At 47.5% G+C, this 23,177-nt stretch carries 17 protein-coding genes and 1 pseudogene; 5 read left to right on the top strand and 13 right to left on the bottom strand.

Features of this window, described 5'->3' with window-relative positions:
- The 8 genes and pseudogenes from V5298_RS02700 to V5298_RS02665 form a co-directional block, all read right to left on the bottom strand.
- Positions 1-721 (bottom strand): annotated as a pseudogene (locus V5298_RS02700) (sensor histidine kinase); the annotation flags it as partial.
- Between the two features lie 2 nt (positions 722-723).
- The gene (locus tag V5298_RS02695; RefSeq protein WP_332929927.1) at positions 724-1,395 is read right to left on the bottom strand and encodes a response regulator transcription factor; all 672 of its coding nucleotides are present in this window, start codon (positions 1,393-1,395) and stop codon (positions 724-726) included.
- Positions 1,373-4,534 (bottom strand): efflux RND transporter permease subunit, encoded by a 3,162-nt coding sequence (locus V5298_RS02690; RefSeq protein WP_332929926.1) that lies wholly within the window; start codon positions 4,532-4,534, stop codon positions 1,373-1,375. Before V5298_RS02690 ends, V5298_RS02695 begins: the two co-directional genes overlap by 23 nt.
- A complete protein-coding gene (locus tag V5298_RS02685; RefSeq protein WP_332929925.1) occupies positions 4,521-5,816 on the bottom strand; it encodes an efflux RND transporter periplasmic adaptor subunit in 1,296 nt (431 codons plus the stop codon). Before V5298_RS02685 ends, V5298_RS02690 begins: the two co-directional genes overlap by 14 nt.
- A complete protein-coding gene (locus V5298_RS02680) occupies positions 5,813-7,174 on the bottom strand; it encodes a TolC family protein (protein ID WP_332929924.1) in 1,362 nt (453 codons plus the stop codon). Before V5298_RS02680 ends, V5298_RS02685 begins: the two co-directional genes overlap by 4 nt.
- A 120-nt stretch (positions 7,175-7,294) precedes the next feature.
- Positions 7,295-8,350: a 5'-methylthioadenosine/S-adenosylhomocysteine nucleosidase gene (locus tag V5298_RS02675; RefSeq protein ID WP_332929923.1), complete on the bottom strand. Its 1,056-nt coding sequence runs from the start codon at positions 8,348-8,350 to the stop codon at positions 7,295-7,297.
- Between the two features lie 173 nt (positions 8,351-8,523).
- Positions 8,524-9,351, bottom strand: a complete 828-nt coding sequence (locus V5298_RS02670; RefSeq protein WP_332929922.1) for a DUF4198 domain-containing protein — start codon at positions 9,349-9,351, stop codon at positions 8,524-8,526.
- A gap of 3 nt (positions 9,352-9,354) precedes the next feature.
- Positions 9,355-9,900, bottom strand: coding sequence for a DUF2271 domain-containing protein (locus V5298_RS02665; protein ID WP_332929921.1), 546 nt, complete (start codon positions 9,898-9,900; stop codon positions 9,355-9,357).
- Between the two features lie 272 nt (positions 9,901-10,172).
- Here V5298_RS02665 and V5298_RS02660 point away from each other — a divergent pair, with 272 nt between their 5' ends.
- On the top strand, positions 10,173-11,057 hold the full coding sequence (locus V5298_RS02660; protein ID WP_332929920.1) for a LysR family transcriptional regulator: 885 nt from the start codon (positions 10,173-10,175) through the stop codon (positions 11,055-11,057).
- A gap of 27 nt (positions 11,058-11,084) precedes the next feature.
- Here V5298_RS02660 and V5298_RS02655 read toward each other — a convergent pair whose 3' ends face one another.
- Complete coding sequence (locus tag V5298_RS02655) at positions 11,085-11,255, bottom strand: hypothetical protein (RefSeq protein ID WP_332929919.1); 171 nt, start codon at positions 11,253-11,255, stop codon at positions 11,085-11,087.
- A gap of 397 nt (positions 11,256-11,652) precedes the next feature.
- Between V5298_RS02655 and gpmA the strand changes: the two genes are divergently transcribed.
- Positions 11,653-12,399 (top strand): 2,3-diphosphoglycerate-dependent phosphoglycerate mutase, encoded by a 747-nt coding sequence (gene gpmA, locus V5298_RS02650; protein WP_332929918.1) that lies wholly within the window; start codon positions 11,653-11,655, stop codon positions 12,397-12,399.
- A gap of 69 nt (positions 12,400-12,468) precedes the next feature.
- Here the strand turns inward: gpmA and V5298_RS02645 are convergent, their stop codons facing one another.
- The 3 genes from V5298_RS02645 to V5298_RS02635 form a co-directional block, all read right to left on the bottom strand.
- Entirely contained in the window at positions 12,469-14,055 is a 1,587-nt protein-coding gene (locus V5298_RS02645; protein WP_332929917.1) for a serine hydrolase domain-containing protein, read from the bottom strand.
- Positions 14,048-15,847, bottom strand: coding sequence for a glycoside hydrolase family 3 protein (locus V5298_RS02640; protein WP_332929916.1), 1,800 nt, complete (start codon positions 15,845-15,847; stop codon positions 14,048-14,050). Before V5298_RS02640 ends, V5298_RS02645 begins: the two co-directional genes overlap by 8 nt.
- Before the next feature lie 278 nt (positions 15,848-16,125).
- A complete protein-coding gene (locus V5298_RS02635) occupies positions 16,126-18,837 on the bottom strand; it encodes a TonB-dependent receptor domain-containing protein (protein ID WP_332929915.1) in 2,712 nt (903 codons plus the stop codon).
- A gap of 258 nt (positions 18,838-19,095) precedes the next feature.
- On the opposite strand from V5298_RS02635, the gene V5298_RS02630 reads away from it, so the two are divergent.
- Entirely contained in the window at positions 19,096-20,295 is a 1,200-nt protein-coding gene (locus tag V5298_RS02630; RefSeq protein WP_332929914.1) for an anhydro-N-acetylmuramic acid kinase, read from the top strand.
- Between the two features lie 63 nt (positions 20,296-20,358).
- Here the strand turns inward: V5298_RS02630 and V5298_RS02625 are convergent, their stop codons facing one another.
- The gene (locus V5298_RS02625) at positions 20,359-21,483 is read right to left on the bottom strand and encodes an S-(hydroxymethyl)glutathione dehydrogenase/class III alcohol dehydrogenase (RefSeq protein WP_332929913.1); all 1,125 of its coding nucleotides are present in this window, start codon (positions 21,481-21,483) and stop codon (positions 20,359-20,361) included.
- 121 nt (positions 21,484-21,604) lie between these two features.
- On the opposite strand from V5298_RS02625, the gene V5298_RS02620 reads away from it, so the two are divergent.
- Both V5298_RS02620 and V5298_RS02615 read left to right on the top strand, forming a co-directional pair.
- The gene (locus tag V5298_RS02620) at positions 21,605-22,468 is read left to right on the top strand and encodes a LysR substrate-binding domain-containing protein (protein ID WP_332929912.1); all 864 of its coding nucleotides are present in this window, start codon (positions 21,605-21,607) and stop codon (positions 22,466-22,468) included.
- A 142-nt stretch (positions 22,469-22,610) separates the two neighbouring features.
- Positions 22,611-23,168, top strand: coding sequence for a hypothetical protein (locus V5298_RS02615; RefSeq protein WP_332929911.1), 558 nt, complete (start codon positions 22,611-22,613; stop codon positions 23,166-23,168).
- The last annotated feature ends 9 nt before the right edge of the window (positions 23,169-23,177 follow it).

Raw genomic sequence — 23,177 nt, 5'->3', positions numbered from 1 at the left:
CTATAGGCGTGCGTAATTCATGGCTTGCATGGCTCACAAATTCCCGTTCACGGGTAAGGGCTTCGCGGACATTTTGTAAACTGGAATGAACAATTTCCGCGAGCTCATTAAGTTCCTGGTAATGAAAATCAGGAGTGGGATTGCTTAGCGACGTTTCATCCAATGTTTTAGCCCATTTACGCAGGCGTTCCACCGGACGAGATACGGAACGGGTAAGCACAAGCAATAACAACGTAAACATTACCAGTACACCCAAACCGATAATCAGCGACCAGCCTTCATGGGACATGGCGTATATTGGTTTAACCTCCCGTTTCGGTCGGTCAAACACTTGGGCAATATACTTTTGTTGCTGCGTGTCGCGGTCAACCACCAGCATCACAAACACCGCGCTAGAGGGACGGAGAAAAATAAAATCCCGCTCGATGTATTTTTCCAATTGAAAGGGTTTTAGTTTATTAACATCAAAATAGCGCTTCACCTCTTCGGGAAAATCATCCCAATTGGCGGCAATGGTAAAGGTAAGAATTTTTACCGGTTCCCCTGGATGAACATCCACATCTTCAGCGGTATGGATCATGGTGCTCCGCAACATACCGTCCATACCTTCGAAGAAGTTATTCATTGCCAGCAGAGAAAACCCCACAATCATTGACGTACCGACAACAAAAAGGGCGGCAATCACATAGCGGCGTAGACTCAATCTAAAGGCGCGTACCATACTTATTTCTGCTCAATGACAAGTTTAAATCCTTGCTTCGACTGCGTGATCACATCCACACCAGCCTCTCGTCCCAACCCTTTGCGCACATTGTGAAGGTGTACTTTCAAGCTATTACTGTCGGGTTGTTGTTCCCCCCAAATCACTTCGGATAAAAATTCCCGGGTGACCGGATGAGGGTATGCGCGCATAAGTTGTTCAAGAATAATGCGAGCTGTCGGGCTAATTTTCACCGGCTCATTATGTAAGGTAACCGTTTTGCTTTTCACATCCATTTGTAAAGGACCACAATTCAACTGCTTAACCTGACCACTTCGTCTGGTGGACAACGCCTGCACCCGGGCAACTAACTCGGCCATAGCGAAGGGCTTGACCAAGTAATCATCGGCGCCGTTAGCAAAGCCTGCAAGTTTATCATCCAATCGATCACGGGCGGTCAGCATAATCACCGGCGTATCGTTGCCTTCATTGCGAATACGTTCGCACACTGACAAGCCATCAAGACGGGGAAGGTTAATATCCAAAATAACCACCGCGTACTGGTTTTCAGACAAAAATTTCAACGCTGCCACGCCATTACTGGCGTGGTCACAAATGTAGTTTTCCAGTGACAGGTAATCGATAATATTACCCGCCAAGTCCAGATCGTCTTCAACCAGCAGTAATGTGGTCATTTTCTCCTCCAGTGCGCCGACGTATAATAGAAATTCCTTTTCCTAGTAGCCTTCTTATATCTTCATTGATAAGAATCAGCGCAGGAATTAGCAACAAGGTAATCACAGTAGCAAACAAAATACCATACCCCAGCGAAGCCGCGGCTGGAATAAGGAACTGTGCTTGCTTGGAGGTTTCACCTAAAATGGGGTATAAGCCCACAAAGGTGGTCACCGAGGTAAGCAATACCGCCCGTAAGCGACTACTGCATGACTCCACAATGGCTTCCACCACCTCACCGCCATCACGACGCAATTCGTTATAGCGAGAAACCAGTAGCAATGAATCGTTCACCACCACCCCACTTAACGCTAATATGCCATTTAAAGACAGGAGACTGAGCATTAAACCGTTACTCCAGTGACCTAAAATGGCCCCGACAATCCCAAAGGGGATCGCCGTCATGATAATCAGTGGTTGTACGTAAGATTTTAACGGGATCGCCAACAGCGCATAAATGGCAATAAGCGCCAGAATGAATACGGTCTCCATGGAACTTTGGGTTTCTGCCTGTTGTTCGGCCTCACCGGCAAAATACATAGACAAATCCGAATAGTGACTGGATAAGGTCGGTACCAGATCTGCGTTCAATTTCGCCACCAGTTCGGTGGCGGTGATAACATCACTGTCTACCGAGGCCGTCACAGTAACAGCACGTAAGCCGTCAATACGGGTCACTTCTTTTTGTTGAGTATCGGGAATGATCCGCGCCACCACATCTAACGGCACCACGGTGCCATCGTCTAACCGAACCCGGGCATTTAAAATATCCGCCGGATTAGAACGGGATTCTTCCGGATAACGCACCCGCACCTTCACTTCATTTTTGTTACGTAAATAACGCTGTACAATTTCGCCACCAAACGCCCGTAACAACTGCTGAGATAAGCTCAGCGTATCCATGCCTAGCGCACGGCCCTGAGGCGTCAGCTCAAATCGATACATGGCTTCGCCTGGTGTAAGAGAGCTTTCAATACTATACACACCATCTATTTGATTCAGCGCTTCGGTAAATGCCCCTTCTGCAGCCACCAAGGTCTCATCGCTAATGCTTTTTAATTCCACATTAAAGGCATCCACCATTTCCCGGCGCGATTGTATTTTTAGCTGTTTAACCCCTTCCGGTGAGCCTGCCAATTCACGCCATGTGGTGGCCAGTTCATCAAGTGAATAGGGCTGTTCTTCGGCCAGCGACACAGTCAGACTACCACTTTGGTCTCCCGAACCGGTGACTTGTAAGCTACCGATACCCGTTCCTTCTTTACCCACTTTTTTCATCAATTGTTTATCGGCTTGGTTTAAGGTGTCTTCCAAACGCTCTAGGTTTTTCGCGGTTTGACCAAAACTGGCATCACTTTGTAGTGTCAGCGTAGCCGATACGGTATCCCCTTGCATACTTGGGAAGAACCCCACTCGCACCATGCCATTTAAAGGCATGCCGATAACCAAGATAAACAGGGCAACAAAGAGCAATACGGCACCATACCGGTATTGAATCGCTTTGCGTAATGCCGGTTGATAAATACGTTGATTAAAGCCCATTAGCCCTTTATCAGCACCACGCTGGACCTTTCCCCAAAGATCGGCCAGCCCTTTTTTAGTCTTGCGATGGGTCGGTAAATGAGCAAGGTGAGAAGGAAGAATTAATTTGGATTCCACCACAGACAACAGCAAACAGATGGTCACTACAGTGCCAAACTGGGAATAGAGTTTGCCCAGATTCCCTTCAACATTTGACAAAGCAAAGAAGGTGGCCACCGTGGTAAGTACCCCAAACAATGTGGGTATCGCCACCCTGATGGTGCCCCTTACGGTATTGTTTAACGTGTCGCCGTAGCGTTGCCGTGTGGCATACACACTTTCGCCCACCACCACGGCATCATCCACCACGATCCCCAAGGCCATAATAAATCCAAAGGTGGTCATTTCATTAATCGTCAGGCCGACAAAATTATCGGTCATGAAAAACAAGGTGCCAAAGAAGATAAAGGGCAAGCCCGCAGCAACCCAGAATGCTACGCGCACATTAAGGAATATCGCTAAGGTAATGAACACCAAGATAATACCAGAGACGGCATTTTTAGTGAGCAGCGCCAAGCGGTCTGTTATCAACGTACTACGGTCATACCAGGTTTCGATTTCTACGCCCTGTGGCAACAGACCCCGTTCATGCCAAGAGTCCACCACTTCTTTTGCCTGCTCTACCATGGTGACCACATCGCCATTTTCATCCATGACAATCTGGATGCCATAGGCATTCTTGCCATTGTAGCGGGCCAGTGTATAGCTATCATCGGCAAACATATCCGTTACCTTGGCCACATCGCCCACCGTTAAATAGGTGCCCGAACTATTTGCCAGCAAAGGAATATTGGCGAACTCTTGCTTGTAATACGCCTGTTCCGACGCTTTAAGTCGTATCACTTTTTCTTCGTTACGCAAACTGGTCGTTAGTGCGGTGGCAGATTCATCATTAATCACATCGGCAATATCGGAAAAGGTTAGGCCGTAGGCTTGAAGTTTGGCTTCATCAATCTCAATGGACATCATAGGATCAATAAAATCCGGCGTACTCACTTCCCGAATACCGTCTTTGGCTAACAGTTCCCGTTCTAACTGACGTCCCAACTGCTGTAACGTGGCATGATCTGTATCTCCGTAGAGCTCCACCCAAATCACATGCTCTTGGCGGCGGCCTTTAGAAATAATGGGGTTTTCTGCATCAGACGGAAAGTTATAAATACTGTCCACTTCATTTTTTACATCCGCCATCAAGGTATCCAAATCGTAATCACTTTCTCTTTCGATTTGTACCGTGCTACCACTGGCCGTTGATGTTGAAGTAATACGCTTAATACCCGGAACGGCTTCAAGGGCATTTTCGATATTGATGGCAATGCCTTCTTCTGCCTGCACCGCATCACCACTGTCATAGGTCATCGAGACAGTAACAAAACGGGGATCCATACTGGGAAAGGCTTCTTTTCGAAGATCGCTTAACGAGGCAATACCGACAATAATCATTCCCACCATTAGCAGGTTTGCCGCCACCGAGTTACGGGCAAACCAACTAATGATACCGTTCTTATCGGTCTCCATGGGTGCTCTCCTCTACCGGTTTCACGACCATGTTGACCAGATAGCCATTAAGGGGGCGAACAACAATTTTGGCATCGTCCATATCAGCTACCGGCGAAATATAGGCAAAACCGTTATTCATAAACAGTACATCGGGAGTGAATTTATCCAGCGTATTGTCGTCACGTACAAACCACACTTCCAGTTTTTGCGAAATAGCCGAAGACGGAATTTGCCAGATATTATTCAACATCCGTCCGTCGATGGTGGCGGTGACGTAGGTGCCAAAATAAAGTGGCGCAGATTGATCCAGCGGTTTATCTACTTCAACAATGGCATTACGCTGACGGGAATCGGTATCTAAATGTTGTTCTATACGTCGTACCACGCCGTCCCAAGAATGGCGTTTATCCATATCCCAAAGTGTGACTGACCAAGGAGACTGGGCCAAGGAATCCGGTGATTTCAGGTTCTTCCATTGACTGGCAGACAGGGGAATCGCAATTTCTGCCACATCGGTAGAATACAAACTTGCCACATCATCGCCAGATTGAACAAAGCTACCCGGTTGCACACTGCGACTTATCACAACACTGTTGAAGGGCACCGATATCTCAGTAAAGAGCAAATCACGCTTGGCCTGCTCTAACGCGCGCTCAGCTTCGGCCAGGGTGGCTTCTGCTGCCTTCAACTGTGGCCCCCGCAATACCAATTCAGAGTCTGGCTCACCGTCAAGGCCCGAGCGTTGCCATTCCAACATCGCTTGTTGGCCTTGTAAGCGCTCTTCTTCCAGTGCCACTTTGGCATCTTCGAGATCCGCTTGTGCCTCGGCCACGGCTTGACGATAATCCGTATCATCAATTTTTGCCAGTGACGCACCTTTGCTGAATCTTGCACCGGTGACAAAGTTGTCATCCAGCGATTGAATTTGTCCTGAAACTAACGTCGATAACGTCAGCTCAAAACGAGGACTGACTTCACCATAGCCTGTGACATGGGCCTGATGGGATTTTTTCACCACATCGACCACGCCAATTTCTGGCACCGTAGTAGTATCATCGGTAGAGGTTGATTTAGCGACAGCGGTTGGTGCTTTAGCCACATCGTCAGGTTTACCTTCTGCGCCTTCATGGGCGGCGAGGCTTGCACCTGTAGGTCTTTCACCAGCGGGCGGTTTTCCCGCCCCAGGTCCGGCACCCGGAGGCCCTCCGGGGCCACCATTTCCTCCCACAAGCATAATGGAAAGAACAATGATAATGGCGGCAATTAAAGTAATAAGAAGGTTTTTTCGTTGCTGACTCATGACGAAACTCCAAGGCCGAGTGCGAGACCTAAATCGATACGGTTTGATAGCTGGTTGCGCTGTAATTCTACTAACTGAGCTTCCAGTGAATAGGTGGTTTGTGTCACCGACAATAGATCAAGTACATCCACCAAACCTTGCCGGTATTGACTCGAATAATTATCCTGACTGCGTTTGGCACTTTCGTAAGCCTGCTGAATATATTGCTGACGTAACTGATAGCTGTGCTCCAGATCCAATGCGGCCTGTACTTCCTGCACTGCCGTCAATAAGGTCTCTTGATACGCCCACCAACTATTGAGTGTATCGAGCTTTGCACTGGCCAGATTGGCCCGCAATGTACCGCCTTGAAACAAGGGCGCAGTAATGCCGCCCAGTAATGTCCAAACGGGATCTTTCAGCAAAGAAAGCGCCGGAGTGTCGTCACTGTCTGTTAATGAGGCACTAATAGAAAGAGACGGTAGCAAGTCTTTGTATGCCACCATTTCACTGGATTCTTTTGATTTGATGTCGTAATAGGCAGCGATGAGGTCAGGGCGACGAGCAAGATCCTGCTCTGGCATGGAAGCTAAGGGCTGTACCACATCCGGAAAGTTTTCCTCACCAGTGAGATCATCCACCGCAAGACTGGTACGTCCTAACAATACCGCCAGCGTTCTTTTCGCCGTGGCCAAATCATTTTCATATTCAGCAATACTTGCCATGGTAGAGGCACTGCTGGTGCGGGCGGTATCAAGATCATCTAACGTGCCTAATCCGGTACGATAGCGGGTTAAAATCACCGACTCACTGTTTTGCAATGCCACCAGCTTTTTCTTTTCTATTTCGATGATTTTTTGTTCGGCAATAATATCCAGATAGGCCTGCATGACACTGGATGTCAGTGTGGCCTGCGCCGCTTGCAAGGTAGCCGCATAGCTTTGCGAGGCAAATTCGGCAGCGCTAACACTATTGCCAATTTTGTTCCACACATCCACTTCCCAACTGACATCCACAGAGGTGGTATATTGGGTATCGGTGTCTTTGCTTTTACTGCCGTCAAAAGACAGTGAAACATCGGGTAAACCATCGGCATTCGCCAAGGTCTCAGAAATGCGAGATTGCTTTAAGGTAATGAAGGTTTGCTGTAATCCGGGGTTATTGGACAAGGCTTCATCAACAAGGGTTTGCACCTCGGGCAAAGGCAGCAACTGTAACAGTGTACGGGTATCTTTGGCATCTGCGCTTTGCGCTATCCAAGCAACATCTTCACCTAAGTTGGTCTGTGCCTGCTCACTGTAGGGTGGTTCTACCTGACTGACGCAGCCGCTAAGGGCTACAGCCAACGTTAATGCTGTTAGCGACGGTTTCGTCTTCATATCTCAATCTCTGATATCCCGAATCGACGTAGGATAAGATATGAGCGGTTAAGAAAAGGTTAATACTTTCCCAAAACGTGAAAATTTAACCCTTTCCCAACAACCGTGCGCAGTGGCAAATTAGCCATCTTCCCGTGCTAAGGCATCCAGTACGGCAAACAGCACATTCGCGCCAACCCGAGACACTTCCTGATCATAAATATGTTCCACATTCACACCTTCTTGGCCGCCAGCTAAATCACTGATAGCACGAATAATGACCCAGTCGATATCATTGATAGTACAAACTTGCCCCACCGCGGCTGATTCCATTTCGGCGACTTCCGCATCAAAGACCTCCCGCGTCCATTTTCGGTATTCGCGGTTATCAAGAAATACCGATCCGGTGACACCGTTACCGCCGACGGTAAGTTTGGCTTTGCGTTCTCCTAAAATGCGTTGTTCCGGCATGGTCATTATGGCGTCTCGCGCAGCATCTAACAGTCGTGGGGTGGCTGAAAAGTAGGCGGTATCCTGGGGGACATCCATGCCATCTTTAATAATAAGGACTTCATCAGGATGGATAAATTGGAAGTTTTTATAGTTAGGTAGATGGGGATCCACTTCACGACGATCGGCCTGTTCAGCAAGGAATTTGGCATAGTACTCTGGCAAAATATACTGGCCGTTTTGAGCCGGATCCGGATTGGCATACACGCTTTCATCATGATAGTACCAACGCTCAGGAACAATCACATCACCAGGTTGCCATTTGGGGTTTACCGCACCGGCAATTCCCATGTAAACCACCTGCTTGATGGGAAAATAATCAAAGGCCATCTGCATAGTAAGCGCTGCATTGGCAATGCTCATACCGGTGGCAAAAATCAGTACCGGCTCATCATGATAGGTCCCCATGCGATAGGTGACCCCTTTAAAACGCACCACATCGGTGATCTGCGCACCGGGATCGGCGTCAATGCGCCCTAAAATCCCTTTCATTTCGGGCCCGTAAGCCACCACAATGGCAGTATAGGGCGTACCCTGAAACACTTTCGGCCCATAATTAACCCCATGATAAGACTTGGCGGTGTCTGTTAGGGTGGCGCTGTTTGGCGTTGTCGTACAGCCTGCAAGGGCAATAACACACAGCCCAACAACAAGCGCGCGCTGCCACAAGTAGCTTATTTTTTTCATATTTTTCCCTGGTTGTTTGGCGAAGAAAATTTACTTTATCAGTTTTTAGGTGGGGATAAACCCAATAACAGCAGGAAAAAGGTCGGTATTTTGTAAAAAAACCCGGTTCCACTTAAGTCACCGGGTTAAAGACAGGTTTATTCAATGCCACATAAACATTGGTATCACGAAGATTAAAGGGGCAATACTTCCATAACAAGCACATACATGCCGCGACGTTCTTGGGCTGGCGCTGTAGCCTTGTCATCTTCATATTCGGCTTCTAACCAATACATGCCAGGCTCATCAAAGGTGACAGAAATCTCACCATTTTCATTCGCCGTAAGCTTCATGGCGTCGTCGGTATCGCGATATTTTTCGCCATCTTTCACAATTGTGACTTTTGTATTAGACGCCACGTCACCGTCCATGAGGAAACCTAAATTAATGGCTTCACCGGTATACAGATCGTTAGGATGGGTTTTTCCATCCAGTTCCAAGCCGCTTCCCGTTGGTTTTAACACCGTATCGGAAGGTTCTTTTAAGGTAACAAAGACATCAATTCTGCGTGCGGCATCCACAACGTGAAGATCATCGGCGTCTTTAGGCACCGCTTTTTCAAAAGACTCCGTAGATGCTTCTTTGCCACGACCTGGCCATCGCTTACGCTTGCCATTGTCGTCTTTCCAAGTAGCCATGATAGACCGTGAAGAAGAGCCCACACGGTAAGTACCTTCTTCTGTCAGATTCACGTCAAACACACTGCGATAGCGCAATTTCTGGCCGTGTTGTTTTTCAACGTCTTTGCCAGACGGTGATAGCACCTGAATGGATTCGATGGGCATGGCAAAATGATCAGGCATAAAAATACCATTTGCCACAGCGGCATCAAAACTAATCCATTCATCATCACCTGATACCACCGTCGTGGTGGGCTTTATCCATGCTCGGTGTGCCAAAGCTGGGGTTGCGATTAACGACAAGGCCACAACACCGGTACTGATTAAACTGCGTAGTTTCATTTTTTAGGGCTCCAGAAGTAATTCAATTTTAGCAAGCTCTTGACTGCCTTCGGCGATCTGATGCTGTTTAGATAAGACGGGCAAGGTAACAGGCACGCTGACGACTTCCCGGCCACCTAGCTCACGAGCCGCTTCCACATAAAGGGTGTATTCACCCGGTGCGATACCGTCGAACAACCCGTTTAAATCCACTGTATGTGCACCAGGACGGCGGGTTGCACCGCTAACGCCATCAATTGGCATATCTGCACTACGGCCGCTTCTGCGCCACCAAAGACGCATATCTTTCAGCCATTTTTCGCCTTTGCCATTTTCCATTCCCATGTCGTACCAAACCGCAATATCCTTAACACGCTTTTCTTTACTGTTTGCCAACCACATCGCAACATAGGGCGCGTGATATTCAGCAACAGACATGCGCGGTAACGTCACCGTCAGTTCATCAGCCTGAGCTGATGTCACAGAAGCCAACCACGAGAAAGACAACATGACACCTACACTTGCGAGGTGTTTGGCCTGTCTTGTCAAAGACTGGGTGTCTGATCCCATTCAATTACTCCTTAAGTTCCAAAACATTAATATCGAGCGCACTATCACCTACCTACACAGTAAGTAATGTCTCCCCCTTTTCTCTAACTTAAGCAGGTTGTTTATCCTATTGTCTATCAGATTGACCGAGAGAATATCGACAGGCAGGTCAATCAACCTTAATCTGGGTTACCAAATTCGTTAGGAAATGAGAATTATTTTTATTTAAGATAAACTGACTCTTCTTTTTTCTCAACTCATTTCTGCGATTTTTCTAAGGAAATTCTTTTGTTATGAATACTAAGCTTTTGCGATCCTTACAAATATTTGTCGAAGTCGCCCATACCAGCAATATGAGCATGGCTGCAAAAAACCTACATATGACAGTTTCAGCCATAAGTCAGCAGCTCAGAAAATTAGAAATGGAAGCCGGTTTAAGCCTGTTTAATCGAAATACCCGTCATATTAGCCTTACCGAAGCGGGGCATATCTATTATAAAACAAGCATGAAATTACTTGAGGTCGCCAGAGATGCCCAACATGCCATTGAACAATTACAAGAAACGCCCTCGGGAAAGCTAAAAATTACCGCACCGGAAGGCTTTGGTGGTGGGCTACTTAGTAAACCTTTAAACAATTTACTGTCTCAGTATCCCAAAATTACTGTGGCGCTGGAGTTAACCGATGATTCGGTGGATGTTATTGCCTCAGGGGCAGATTTAGCCATTTCACTGGAAAAAGTCAACGAAGCGAACCTTGATTGCAGTCATCTGGCTACTTGGGATCTACTGCTGTGTGTTTCCCGGGATCACCCTCTCGCTCAAGAAGTCCAACCCACCGCAGAAAGCCTGCAACAATATAGGTTTTTAAGCCACCGTTCTATGCCCACGGTGACACTGACAAAACACGATGAATCGAATATTCTACTGGAAAAGTCACGCATTGAAGTCAATGCCATGCCAGCCTTAATTCGCCTGACCCGGGACGGTTTAGGGTATGGCCTTTTGCCCGAACCGGAAGTGCGGGAACTGGTTAAATCCGGTGAGTTAGTGCGTCTCTTAGCAGACTGGAACGTGCCTAAATACAGTGTTTATGCTGTCACCCCCAAACATGAGGCAATGCCCGTAAAAACAAAAGCCACTGTGAACTGCCTCAAAGAATCCTTTGCCATACTCTAAGACATCAACACTTCCAAAAGGCGATAACTAAGGCGCAGTGGCTGAAGGTATCGCTTTTTTCACCAATGGCGAGGTACGGGTACCTCGGGCTTTATAACGATACCGCTTAGCGCTTCGATATTGCTCAAGCTCATGGTTGTTGGCCAACTTTGCCGGTTTTTTACGTATTCTAGTCCCGTTTACGACATCAAGACACATTGTTCATACTCCTTGTTACTGCAATGCCTAGGCAAAATTTCGCCCTCTAATCTTCGAAGTCATAACGGGGATTTCCCCAAAATTACTGACGACGGGTTTTATCATTCTTTCCCCAATCCAGCGTTCTTTGCAGGACGCTCTACCGGATTCACTCCACTCACAGCAAGGTCTAGACCAACTTGCAGGATTTAGACCAACGTTTTTTTGACGTTTTCTTGGCCTAGGTTAAAGCGGTAAACTGGGCATTTCTCGCGCCCTGTCTGGTATTAGCTCTTGCTGGAAGCTGGATTTTTCGGCGGGAATAAAGGATGATAGCGTCACTTTTGAATGTAAAAATGGCATAGCAGTTTGTATGCCTTACCACTTTTTGTTCAACACCAAGTCTTAGGGAACCTTTATGTATAAACTGGTACTTATCCGTCACGGCGAAAGTCAGTGGAACTTAGAAAATCGTTTCACCGGCTGGCACGATGTGGATTTGACTGACACCGGCGTCGCGCAAGCAAAAAACGCAGGGAAGCTAATGAAAGATGCTGGCTTCGAATTTGATATTGCTTACACTTCGGTGCTGTTACGCGCCATCAAAACCCTTAATATTGCGCTGGAAGAAATGGGACAACATTACTTGCCGGTACAGCGTCACTGGCGTCTGAATGAACGTCACTACGGCGCCCTCACAGGCTTGGATAAGGCAGAAACCGCGGCCAAGCATGGCGAAGATCAAGTGAAAATCTGGCGTCGTAGTTTTGACGTTCCACCACCGGCGGTAGAAGAAAGCAGCGAACACTTCCCCGGTCATGATCGTCGTTATAGCCATGTAGATGCGAGCATTTTACCTCGCGCAGAAAGCCTTAAGCTGACTATTGAGCGGGTACTGCCCTACTGGCACGATGTGATCCGTCCAAGTATTCAAAGTGGCGAACGGGTAGTCATTGCTGCCCACGGCAATAGCTTGCGCGCCTTAGTGAAATACTTAGATGGCATGTCAGAGCAAGAAGTGCTGGAACTGAATATTCCCACCGGCGTACCGTTAGTCTATGAGCTAGATGAAAATCTCAAGCCAATTTCAAAAGAATACTTAGGTGATCCTGCCGCGATTAAGGCCATGATGGATGCCGTTGCCAAGCAGGGCAAAGCCAAGTAATTGGCGAATTAATAACAAAAAAAGCGCCGCTATGGCGCTTTTTTTATGGCTATTTCAACGACAACTTGATTACGGGTTGTCTGCCTCATGGTGGCCAATAATATGTTGTTCGATGGTGTGCAGCAACGCATTCCATGCGGGTTTGACCGATGGGTAGGTACCGGAAGCCGTTAAACCATTGTGTTGACGATTGGTCAGCATAATGACAATCAACTCATCATCAGGGCGAAACCAGATTTGCGTACCGGTGAACCCCGGATGCCCATAAGCCACCCGTCCATCGCCCTCCTCGTAGCGCCAAAAACCCAACGCCTGATTGGTGTCATAGGGCGTATCGAGAAAGTCAGCCACGGTTTCTGGGCTCGCCAGTTGATAATTGCCGTAGCCACCGCCGTTAAGCAGGGTTTGGCAATATATTGCCAAATCGTACACGGTGGAAAACAACCCGGCATGCCCAGCCACGCCATCAAGGCCGTACCAGGCATTGCCATCGTTGGCCTCACCCACCAAGGTATAGTCCCGATACCCAGCAAAGGTATCGGTCATGGCGGGTTCAGACAAGATGGGATAGGGCTCACCACTGGCAACCATGGTCTGTTCATAGGGATTACCGTGGGATGTGGCGGCAATGCGCTGTTGCCATGAAACAGGCGGTTTATACATGGTATCGTTCATACCTAACGGCGCAAAAATTTCCTGCTCTACATAGTTATTCTGCGTTGTGCCCGTTAAGGATTCCACCACCCGGCCCAGTAACATAAAGCCGATATCCGAATACGCCCGTTTCTCACCAATGTCATAGCGTCTAGGCAACGCAGCAAGGTAGGCAAAGACCGAGGCTCGGCTGTGTTTTTTGTGCAGCCAAGTAGGTTGCCATTGCCATAATCCTGCGCGATGGGTTAGTAATTGTTGAACGGTAATGTCGACTTTGTCTGTATCCGCCATGCCCGGAATTAATTCGCCAAGGGTGCTTTGCAAACTCAGTTTACCGTCACTGACCAAATGCATGATTGCCGCTGTGGTGCTCACTACCTTTGTCACCGAAGCTAAATCAAAGACGGTATTCGCATCAGTTTTACCTAGTGTAGCCCCTTCTTGTATCCCCTTGGGGTTTACTGTCCTGAATTGCTTCATGCCCTGACCTTCGGCAAAGAGGATTTCCCCTTTTTGCGCCACCAGCACTGCCGCACCGGGAAACAGCGAGTTATTAGGATCGGTACCTATGTAGGGTTGTAAGGCATGTCTTAGCAAACGCTTTTGCTGGGCAGACAATGACGTTGCTTGACTTGCCGGTTGTAAGGTCGGGTAATCCACCGACACCGTCAGACTGCCTTTTAGCAAGGTCAGTCCCAATGTATTCCTGCCTTTGTGGACGGCCGATTCATCCGTCAAAATCAGCTGGGGATCCCCAGCGGTATCAATACTGCCCTCAAACACCACTTTTTCATTAATGGAAATACGGGCATTACTTGCCATTACTGGCTTGATCCTTAACGTCACCCGTTGTTGTGGCACTGAAAAGTGGCCTTTCACACTATCGCCTACCGATTCAGCCCGTAATACCAATTGTCCGTCCATATCATCGGCAAACGCCGGAACCAATGTGAAGGCGCTAATTGCCGTGGCTTGGGCAACCGTGCGCGCCCACTTAATCATGGTGCGACTGCACATGGTCAAGTTCATCAAGAGAGACGGGAACCGTGCCTGTGGGTTCAAGCATGCCAGCAAACACCCGAGACAAGCTATCCATAGCACCGCCGGTATAGGGGCTATCATCATCATCGCCTAAGGCATACACATTGGCGTTGTAGGTAACAAGTACGGCATCGCTACGTTTATCAAGGCGGTCGCTGTCATAAGGCATACGCAAATACACCAAAATACTGCGTTTTCCTGCGTCTTTCACCTCATCAAGCAATGCCGGAAGCATGGCTTGCGCCTGTTCAAAACCCAAAAGTTGTTCTGCGTTTTCATCCATATCTTCCATGCCTCCCAATTCCACCAAACTCGGCGCCGGGGTCATGCTACCCAGCACCACTGTATCTGCCTGGGCAATACCGCTTTTAAGAGACGTTTCACTGACTTGCTGCAAGCTAATACAGTTCACCACTTGTTGAGGGCGATATAAGGACACATGGTAAGCGAGTGCATCACATAGGTGCGCTTCTGGCATCAACATGAGCACCTTATTTTGTGGCGGTATTATGTAATCTTCCCTTGCCCCTTTAAGACGGGTAATGGCCGCATCGGCTAACTGCTGAGCAAGATGTTTGTTTTGCAACAACCTTTCTTGTAGAGCGTCAGGATCAGGGGCAGTCCATGAAGCCAAATTAAATTGTGCCTTTGTCCTACGAATTCGATCTGCAGATTCGGCAATGGCGTCCCTGTCCAGCTCCTTGTTTTTTACCTTCTCAACCAGCGTATCCAGCAACCGGTTGTAACGGCGAATATCGGCTTTGGTGTGCACTGGTAAGGGCATCACCACCATATCACTGCCGGCGGCAAAGGTGGCCGCCACCGCATCAGTCTGATCAAAAAACTTGGCAATCCCTGCCATATTCATCGCATCGGTGACAATAAGGCCTTCAAAGCCCAATTCATCGCGCAAAATGCCGGTAAGAATTGTTTTCGATAAGGTTGCAGGCTTAATTTGTTGCTGACCAGATTTGTCGATTAAGGTTGAGCTATCAAGCTGGGGATATTGAATATGGGCGGTCATTACCAAAGCCGGTGACGCATTATCAATAATGTGCTTGAACGGGTAGAGATCTACCGCATCGATGGTGGCTCGGTCATGATCCACCACAGGCAACGCCAAATGGCTGTCAGTGTGGGTATCACCATGACCAGGAAAGTGCTTGAGGGTACCGAGTACACCTTCCTTTTGCATGGCGCTAAGCTGGGCTTGTCCTAGCTGGGCTACCTGCGCGGGGTTTTGTCCAAAAGAACGCACATTAATGACGGGGTTCGCCAAATTCGCATTCACATCAATGTCTGGCGCAAAATTGGTGTTGATCCCCAACGCTTTTAATTCACTGGCAATGATTTTTCCGCTGAGGGTGGCATAGGTGGTCCCCGACTTTTCCCAGGTTGCACCAATAGCCATGTTACCGGCGAAATCTGTGGTATAAACCCGCGGCGTTCTAAACACACGTCCGCCTTCCTGATCAATCCCTATCAATAATGGCTGTGCGCCTTCCGAGGCCATGGCCGCCTGTTGCAAGTCACTTGTTAAGGCGGCAATTTGTGCCGGATACGCCAAATTCTCGCTAAACAAGATCACGCCACCTAAACCTGAATCAGTGATCAATTCGGATAATTCATCCGGCAGTTGAGTCATGGGCGTGCGACAAGGATCCGTGTCCTCTTCACAAAAGTAACGAAAATCGAGCATGATTTTCTGTGCGAGATCCCGGCGAATTTGCTGGGTGTCTGTATCGGGTGTCATCGCGCAACCATTTATTACCTGGAGGCCTCCTAAGCATATTGCTAATTGCAATAACCGCCTGCCCGAAACCAATTTAGCAATCATAAAACGCCTCTATCATTAAATTATTTATCCCAGCCAAAATCACACAATGTAATTTAATATTTATTCTTTAAGGATTTCTGTGGTGAGTGTACACAGAATTGCTGGCGGTAAAAATAAACCTACCACTGTTTTTACAGCAATGCGGCCGTAAATACGACCGCATGCTAGATGTTGCGATTACCTCAGGGGTAACGTTACAACATTGGTGTGTATCTCATAGATACGCCAATGGAACGGCCTACCACATCGTAACCACTGACGGTGTTAAAGCGGGTTGCACCGGCCTCTGGTACAGGCGCTTCTTTATTGAAGAGGTTATCAATACCTGCACCAATATTCAGGCTGTCATTCACCTGCCAGGAAGCGGCCACGTCAACGTAGTTTTGTGCCGCAATGGAAATACTAGGATCGCTGGCATAAACCACATCACCAATACGACGCCAGCTAACCTGCATATTTAATGCTTCCAGCGCCCAGCCAAAGCTCATACGGTGCTTATAGTCAGCTTGCAGTGAACTGGCGTAATCGCCGGTACAGGCCGTACCATAAGTGCCTTTACAATCTTCCACGGGTAACGTGGGATCCAGCTGTTTTTCTGCCAAGGTAACGATGTTGGCGGAGTAATTAAAGCTAAATTCACCGCCAATACTTTGTGGGGCATCAAATTTGTATTGGGCTGAAATATCCAGTCCTTCCTGGGCAAAGCTCGATACGTTAAAGTCATTAACCAGTGCGGTGGTAATAAAGCCGGTTTCAGGATCACGCAATACCGCATCACACAAGGGGTTGCTGGCAACCGGGTTATCGATATAACAGCTTTGCAGTGCCGCAGCCGGTTGAATTACCCAGATGGCGTCGTTAATTTCAATTTGATACCAGTCTACCGTTAGGTCAAAGCCATCAATATAGTCAGGCGTATAAACCACACCAATGGTGGTGGAGTCAGCTTTTTCCGGACGAATATCTGGGTTACCACCATAGGTATACTGGGCGGTGGAAGAATCCCATTCGGTTCCCACTTCTGGCGCACCAAAACGGGCACATTGTTCAGCATCACCGGTTCCCAATAAACAAGGATCGCCTTCAAAACGGCCTGCCAAACTACTGATGAACTGATCACTATAAGGGTCGAATATTGCCAAAGACAACGCCGAAACGGGACCTGCAAACTCACCTAAGTTAGGCGCGCGAAATGCCGATTGACGGGTCCAACGTACACGCCAATCATCGTTGATTGTCCAGTTTAAGCCCAGTTTATGGGTATCGTCGGCATCGGTATTCGAATAGCTGGACACCCGATACGCACCTTCAAAATCCAGTTCCTGAATAAACGGCTTATCCACCAGCAAAGGCACCAGGACTTCTAAATAGGCTTCTTTACTGTAAAAACTGGCATCTATATACACCGAACTGCTTGATGAGTAGGTGGTACCAAGGCTGAAAGCATCACCCGGACGCTGTACACCGGCTTCGCGGCGATACTCATAACCAACGGCATAGCTCACAGGCCCGGCTGGCAATTCAAATAACGGCGTTGATTCACCGGAAAAGGTAATGGCCGCCACATTTTGTGTACGTTCTCGGGTATGGTAAGTCAGGGTTGTCTCAAGATCCGTTAACGCCACGGAGGGATCAAAAATGTTTACGCTATTGGCGATTTCGGCAAAGCTACTGGTGCCGCTGGCCGTGGTCTCATACCCTGAGTTATAAACCGTATCGGATTCGTCGGTTTTACCGTGCTGAAAGTAGCCGTCATAACGCAGATAATCGGTAATGTCGCCGCGGAATCCAACCTGGAACTGAAAACGATCCCGATCGGTTTTGGTTTTTTGCAGCCCCAACCCCAAATTACGCTCCACATTCACCACGGCTTCGCCGTTCTCATCGAAGGTAAGCTGGTCGGCAATTTCATCGGTGATATAAGGGTTATCTTCGGTAAGGGTCACCTCTTCATTCACAGATATTGGCGTTTGGCCCACGCTACCGGAAGACCACACATCCATTTGTGAATACAGGGCGCGACCATACATGGTGACGTTGTCGTGTAAATCCACATCCCAGAATAAACCGGTAGATTGACGGGTCATGGGCGAAACCAAATAGCTACCGGCGGTGGAATCGACGGTGTTTCTGTCTTCAGTGAGCGAACCGCTATCATCAATACCGAAACTGTTTCCTGACGCCACATCTGTGTAATAACCGCCGGTATTAATCACTTCGGTGTTGTTTTCCATGGCAAATTCACGATCACCGGCATATAGAGCCTGGCGATCGGCATAGCTGACAAAACCGGTCAAATGCCCTTTACCGTCTAAGATATCACCACCAAAAATGGCTTCAGCATTGAATTGCTCTGCGCCATCTTCGGGCATCTCATAGCTGGTAGAAAACTCAACGCCATCAAAATCATCATTCATAATGAAGTTAACCACACCCGCTACCGCATCTGCACCGTATACCGCTGCCGCGCCGCCGGTTAATACATCAACCCGCTTAATCAAACCGGCGGGTATGGCGTTAACATCCACCGCATTACGAAATCCAAAGGGAACCGCACGGGTACCATCGAGTAAGACCAAAGTACGGTTTTGTCCCAACGCTCTTAAATCAATGGTGGTTGCAGAACTACCACTTGCGCCGCTGCTAGGCGCCTGTGGCAGCTTAAATATAATATCTTCAACGTTGACGGCTCTATCGAGTTTAAGCTGAAATTCTTCTACTGAGGTAACCGGACTGGTGGATACCACTTCGGCACGAGGAATGCGAGAGCCCGTCACATTGACCACTTCAATGTCATCGTCAGAGGACGTTTGGGCTGCACTGGTTGCGGATAATACTGCTAATTGAACGGCGAAAGCCGCTTTGGTAAAACGGCGAACAGGTGAGTAACTACTATGGCGTTCCATGATATCTCCAATAGTGTGTTGAGGAAAATGTAATTCCGCCAGTGCAAGTGCCAGGTCCACTTCCAGGAAGAATAAAGTCCACTATGATTAAAAAGCGTTCTTATTATCGTCATAATGTAACAATTTTTTATAACAATTGAACATTTATATCAAGAATAATTTATTTTAACGTGCTAAATTTACGCTTCTAGTGCCTAATAAAGTGTGCCCGACAACATACAGCGTCGGCGCAGAGCCCGAGAGAGTGTGATTTATTCGATGAACAGTTATATTGAAAAGCTTTTTACCAGTAGTCAGAAACCCAGCCGTCGCATTCTCGGTTTGATGAGTGGTACATCCCTAGATGGTCTTGATATCGCACTGTGTCATATCCGCGGTTACGGGAAAGGCACCAAGGTCACGATTGAGCAATTTGTTACCGTGCCTTATAGCGCTTCATTCCAATCCGCCATTCGTGATGTTTTTGCCAAACGCACCGTGGATCTACAGGAAGTCACCCTGCTCAACGGCTACGTGGGGGAATGTCATGGGCAAATGGTTACTCAGGCACTGCAACAATGGCAAATTAATCATCACGACATCGACTGCATTGCCAGCCACGGACAAACGATTTTTCATTGTCCTCAGGAACAACATGGTTTATCCCAATATGGCAATGGCACCCTGCAAATTGGTGACGGCGATCGACTGGCGACAATAACGGGGATTATTACCTTTTCGGATTTTAGGCAAAAGCACATTGCAGCCGGTGGTGAAGGCGCGCCGCTTGCGGTGTACGGTGATTATCTGGTGTTCTCGTCCCCCGAAGAAAATCGGATTTTGCTAAATATGGGAGGCATTGCCAATTTCACCTGGCTGCCCGCTTCCCATAGCGCAAATGAGGTTTTCAGCACCGATGTTGGGCCGGGAAATACCATCATTGATGCCTTTGTTTGCCAGCAATATGGTCACTTACGTTTCGATAAAGACGGTATGCTTGCCGCCGCTGGCACAGTTAGCCCCGATCTACTCAATACCTTGTTGCAACATGAATTTTTTACCTATTCGGTACCCAAAACCACTGGCCCGGAAGTCTTCAATCTGGACTATTTATATCAAGCGCGTTTAAGAAGCCATACCTTATCATTAAGCAATGAAGATGTGATTGCCACATTAACCGCCTTTACCGCCAAAGGTATCGCAGAAAGCCTCATACAGACACTGGGAAGCGACATGACGGCCACGATTTATGCTAGTGGTGGCGGCGTTCACAATCCGGTGCTAATGAAAACCATCGCCGAAGAATTACCGGCAAAGATCACACTGAAAAACCTCTCTACCCTCGGTATTGATCCCGACGCCAAAGAGGCCATGTTGTTTGCCATTCTTGCCAATGAAACCCTAGGGGGCAGCGCCTGTTTTGCAGGAAACGACTATCAGATCCCTAACACCACCATGGGAAAAATTAGCCTGCCTTAAATTTTTCTTCAAAACGAAAAAAACCGGGGTATCACCCCGGTTTGATATCACTGCAATCAGCACTTATGCCATATGGATAACGCTACGTATGCTTTTCCCTTCATGCATCAGGTCAAAGGCTTCGTTCACCGACTCTAAGGGCATGGTGTGAGTGATAAAATCATTCAACTTAAATTCGCCCGCCATATAACGCTCTACGTACTCAGGTAACTCAGAACGCCCTTTCACGCCACCAAAGGCAGAACCACGCCATACACGGCCGGTAACCAATTGGAATGGACGGGTTGAAATTTCTTGTCCCGCGCCCGCAACGCCGATAATAACCGACTCGCCCCAACCTTTGTGACAGCATTCCAATGCAGAACGCATCACGTTCACATTACCAATACATTCAAAGGAAAAATCCACACCGCCATCGGTCATTTCAACAACCACTTCTTGAATAGGCTTATCGAAATTTTTAGGGTTAATGCAGTCCGTGGCACCCAGCTTTTTCGCCAGATCAAACTTACTTTCGTTAATATCAATAGCAATAATACGCCCAGCTTTGGCCATGGTCGCGCCAATAATTGCCGACAGTCCAATGCCACCGAGTCCGAAAATCGCTACCGTATCGCCTTCCTGTACCTTGGCCGTATTCATTACCGCCCCCATGCCTGTGGTTACACCACAACCTAACAGACACACTTCTTCTAAAGGCGCTTCCGGGTTAATTTTAGCCAGCGAGATTTCTGGTAAAACTGTGTATTCAGAAAAGGTGGATGTGCCCATGTAATGAAAAATGGGTTTGCCATCAATACTAAAACGTGTGGTGCCATCAGGCATTAGCCCTTTACCTTGGGTTTCGCGAATTTTTTGACACAGATTCGTTTTTCCCGACTTACAGAATTTACACTCACCACACTCGGGCGTGTATAACGGGATCACATGATCGCCCACCTGAACGCTTGTCACGCCTTCGCCCACGGACTCTACAATACCGCCGCCTTCATGACCGAGGATGGCTGGAAACACGCCTTCAGGATCTTCACCTGACAAGGTAAAAGCATCCGTGTGGCATACTCCGGTAGCTAAGATTTTAATTCTTACTTCACCAGCCTTAGGGGGCGCAACCTGTACTTCTTCAATTGATAAAGGCGCTTTTGCTTCCCACGCCACAGCCGCTTTACATGTAATAACTTCAGCCATCCAACTTCTCCCGCTGTAAATATGATTCGTTTAATATTTTACTATTGTAACCTACTCCATAAATGTAACAATACAGCTAAAATGAAAATCACTTTTTCATAAATGAAATAATAGGTGAGCCATGAATTTAGAAGGCATTGTAGAATTTGTCACCGTCACCGACCAACGCAGCTTTACCCTTGCCGGTAAGGTACTCGGCATTTCCACAGCCAAAGTCAGTCGAAAAGTGACGATGTTAGAACGCCGACTAGAAACAAAACTGCTTAACCGCACCACCCGCGTTGTCACGCCCACCGACATGGGACAGCAATTTTATCATCAGTGCCGTCACGTGCTTGATCAGTTAAATGATGCAGAACGGCATATTACAGCGCAGCAACTTACCCCTTCGGGCAAGTTAACACTGACGGCACCGGTTACCTTTGGCGAGCGCATTATTGCCCCGTTAATTAATGACTTTCTGATTGCTAACCCGCGCATTGAAATAACGTTAAATTTAAGTAATCAGGTGCTGGATTTAGTACAGGAAAACTATGATCTTGCCATACGCCTAGGTGATTTGGAAAACTCCACTCTTCGCGCCAGACGTTTAGGCAATCGCACCTTGTACACGTGTGCATCGGCGGCCTATTTTAACGAGCATGGTACCCCCACCTCCATTAGCGAACTTAAACAGCACCAATGCATTGCGGGCACATCATCGCACTGGCAGTTTAAGGTAAAAGGCAAACAAACCTCCTTTCGGTTACAACCCAGACTACGCTGTAACAGTGGTATTGCTATTCGCGATGCCGCTCGTAAAGGCTTAGGGATAGTGCAATTACCCGATTATTACGTAAACGAAGATATCGAGAAAGGACGACTAGATGTCATTATGCAAGACTATCAAATCGAAGATGATGGCATATGGGCGGTCTACCCACAAACACGACATATTTCCACAAAAGTCCGGCTATTACTGGATTATCTAATTAAAAAGCTGTAATTATAGCCATATTGATAAGATCGGTTTTCGCCGCATTTCTCTTACTTTTCAGGCCATGTGTCAGCAAAAGAAGAGCCATGAGGTCATTTCTACGCTCCATCAATAACGGATTAGACATTGCCATGACTATTAAGGATGTAAGATGAAAAAGTTGCTACTAATTACCTCATTTCTGCTTTCTTTCAATGCCGCTGCTCTGGATGAGTTTGGCACCTTGGATGAAGGCGTAAGAACCCTGATCACCAGTGTGGTGAGCGAACTAAAATTACCCAATAACAACGAAACCAAAATGGATATCTACAATGCCATTAGTTTTGTTTTTGCTGATGATAATGACTGGAGTAGTTACTGGCTTGGTTATGGCGACGTGAGTAATTCGCGGATAAAAAGTGACGAAATCACCTTTATCGAACAATTTATTAATACCTCTGATAAAGGCATGTTTTTTCTTTCGTTTATTTACGATAAGAAAGAAAATCAATTGCTACTGAACAGCAAGCAAATCCGTCATGGTACCGATAAAGAAGTCCTCGGTGTCTTTAGTGAAACCAAAGCCAATACTGATGAATACGAAATGATCCATGAAAAAGACAACTATGCCATGTCGCAGAAAAAAGATTATGTGGATTTTTCCGGTTTCTCCGTAATGGATGGTACCGGCGCCATCGTCTATTTTGATCAGGTGGTCATCGACTTATAACCCCCCCAT

The sequence above is a fragment of the Alteromonas sp. 14N.309.X.WAT.G.H12 genome (genome assembly GCF_036697315.1).
GTDB lineage: Bacteria > Pseudomonadota > Gammaproteobacteria > Enterobacterales > Alteromonadaceae > Alteromonas.
The sequence above is the reverse complement of the archived record's forward strand: the minus strand, read 5'-3'. Positions and strand labels throughout refer to the sequence as shown.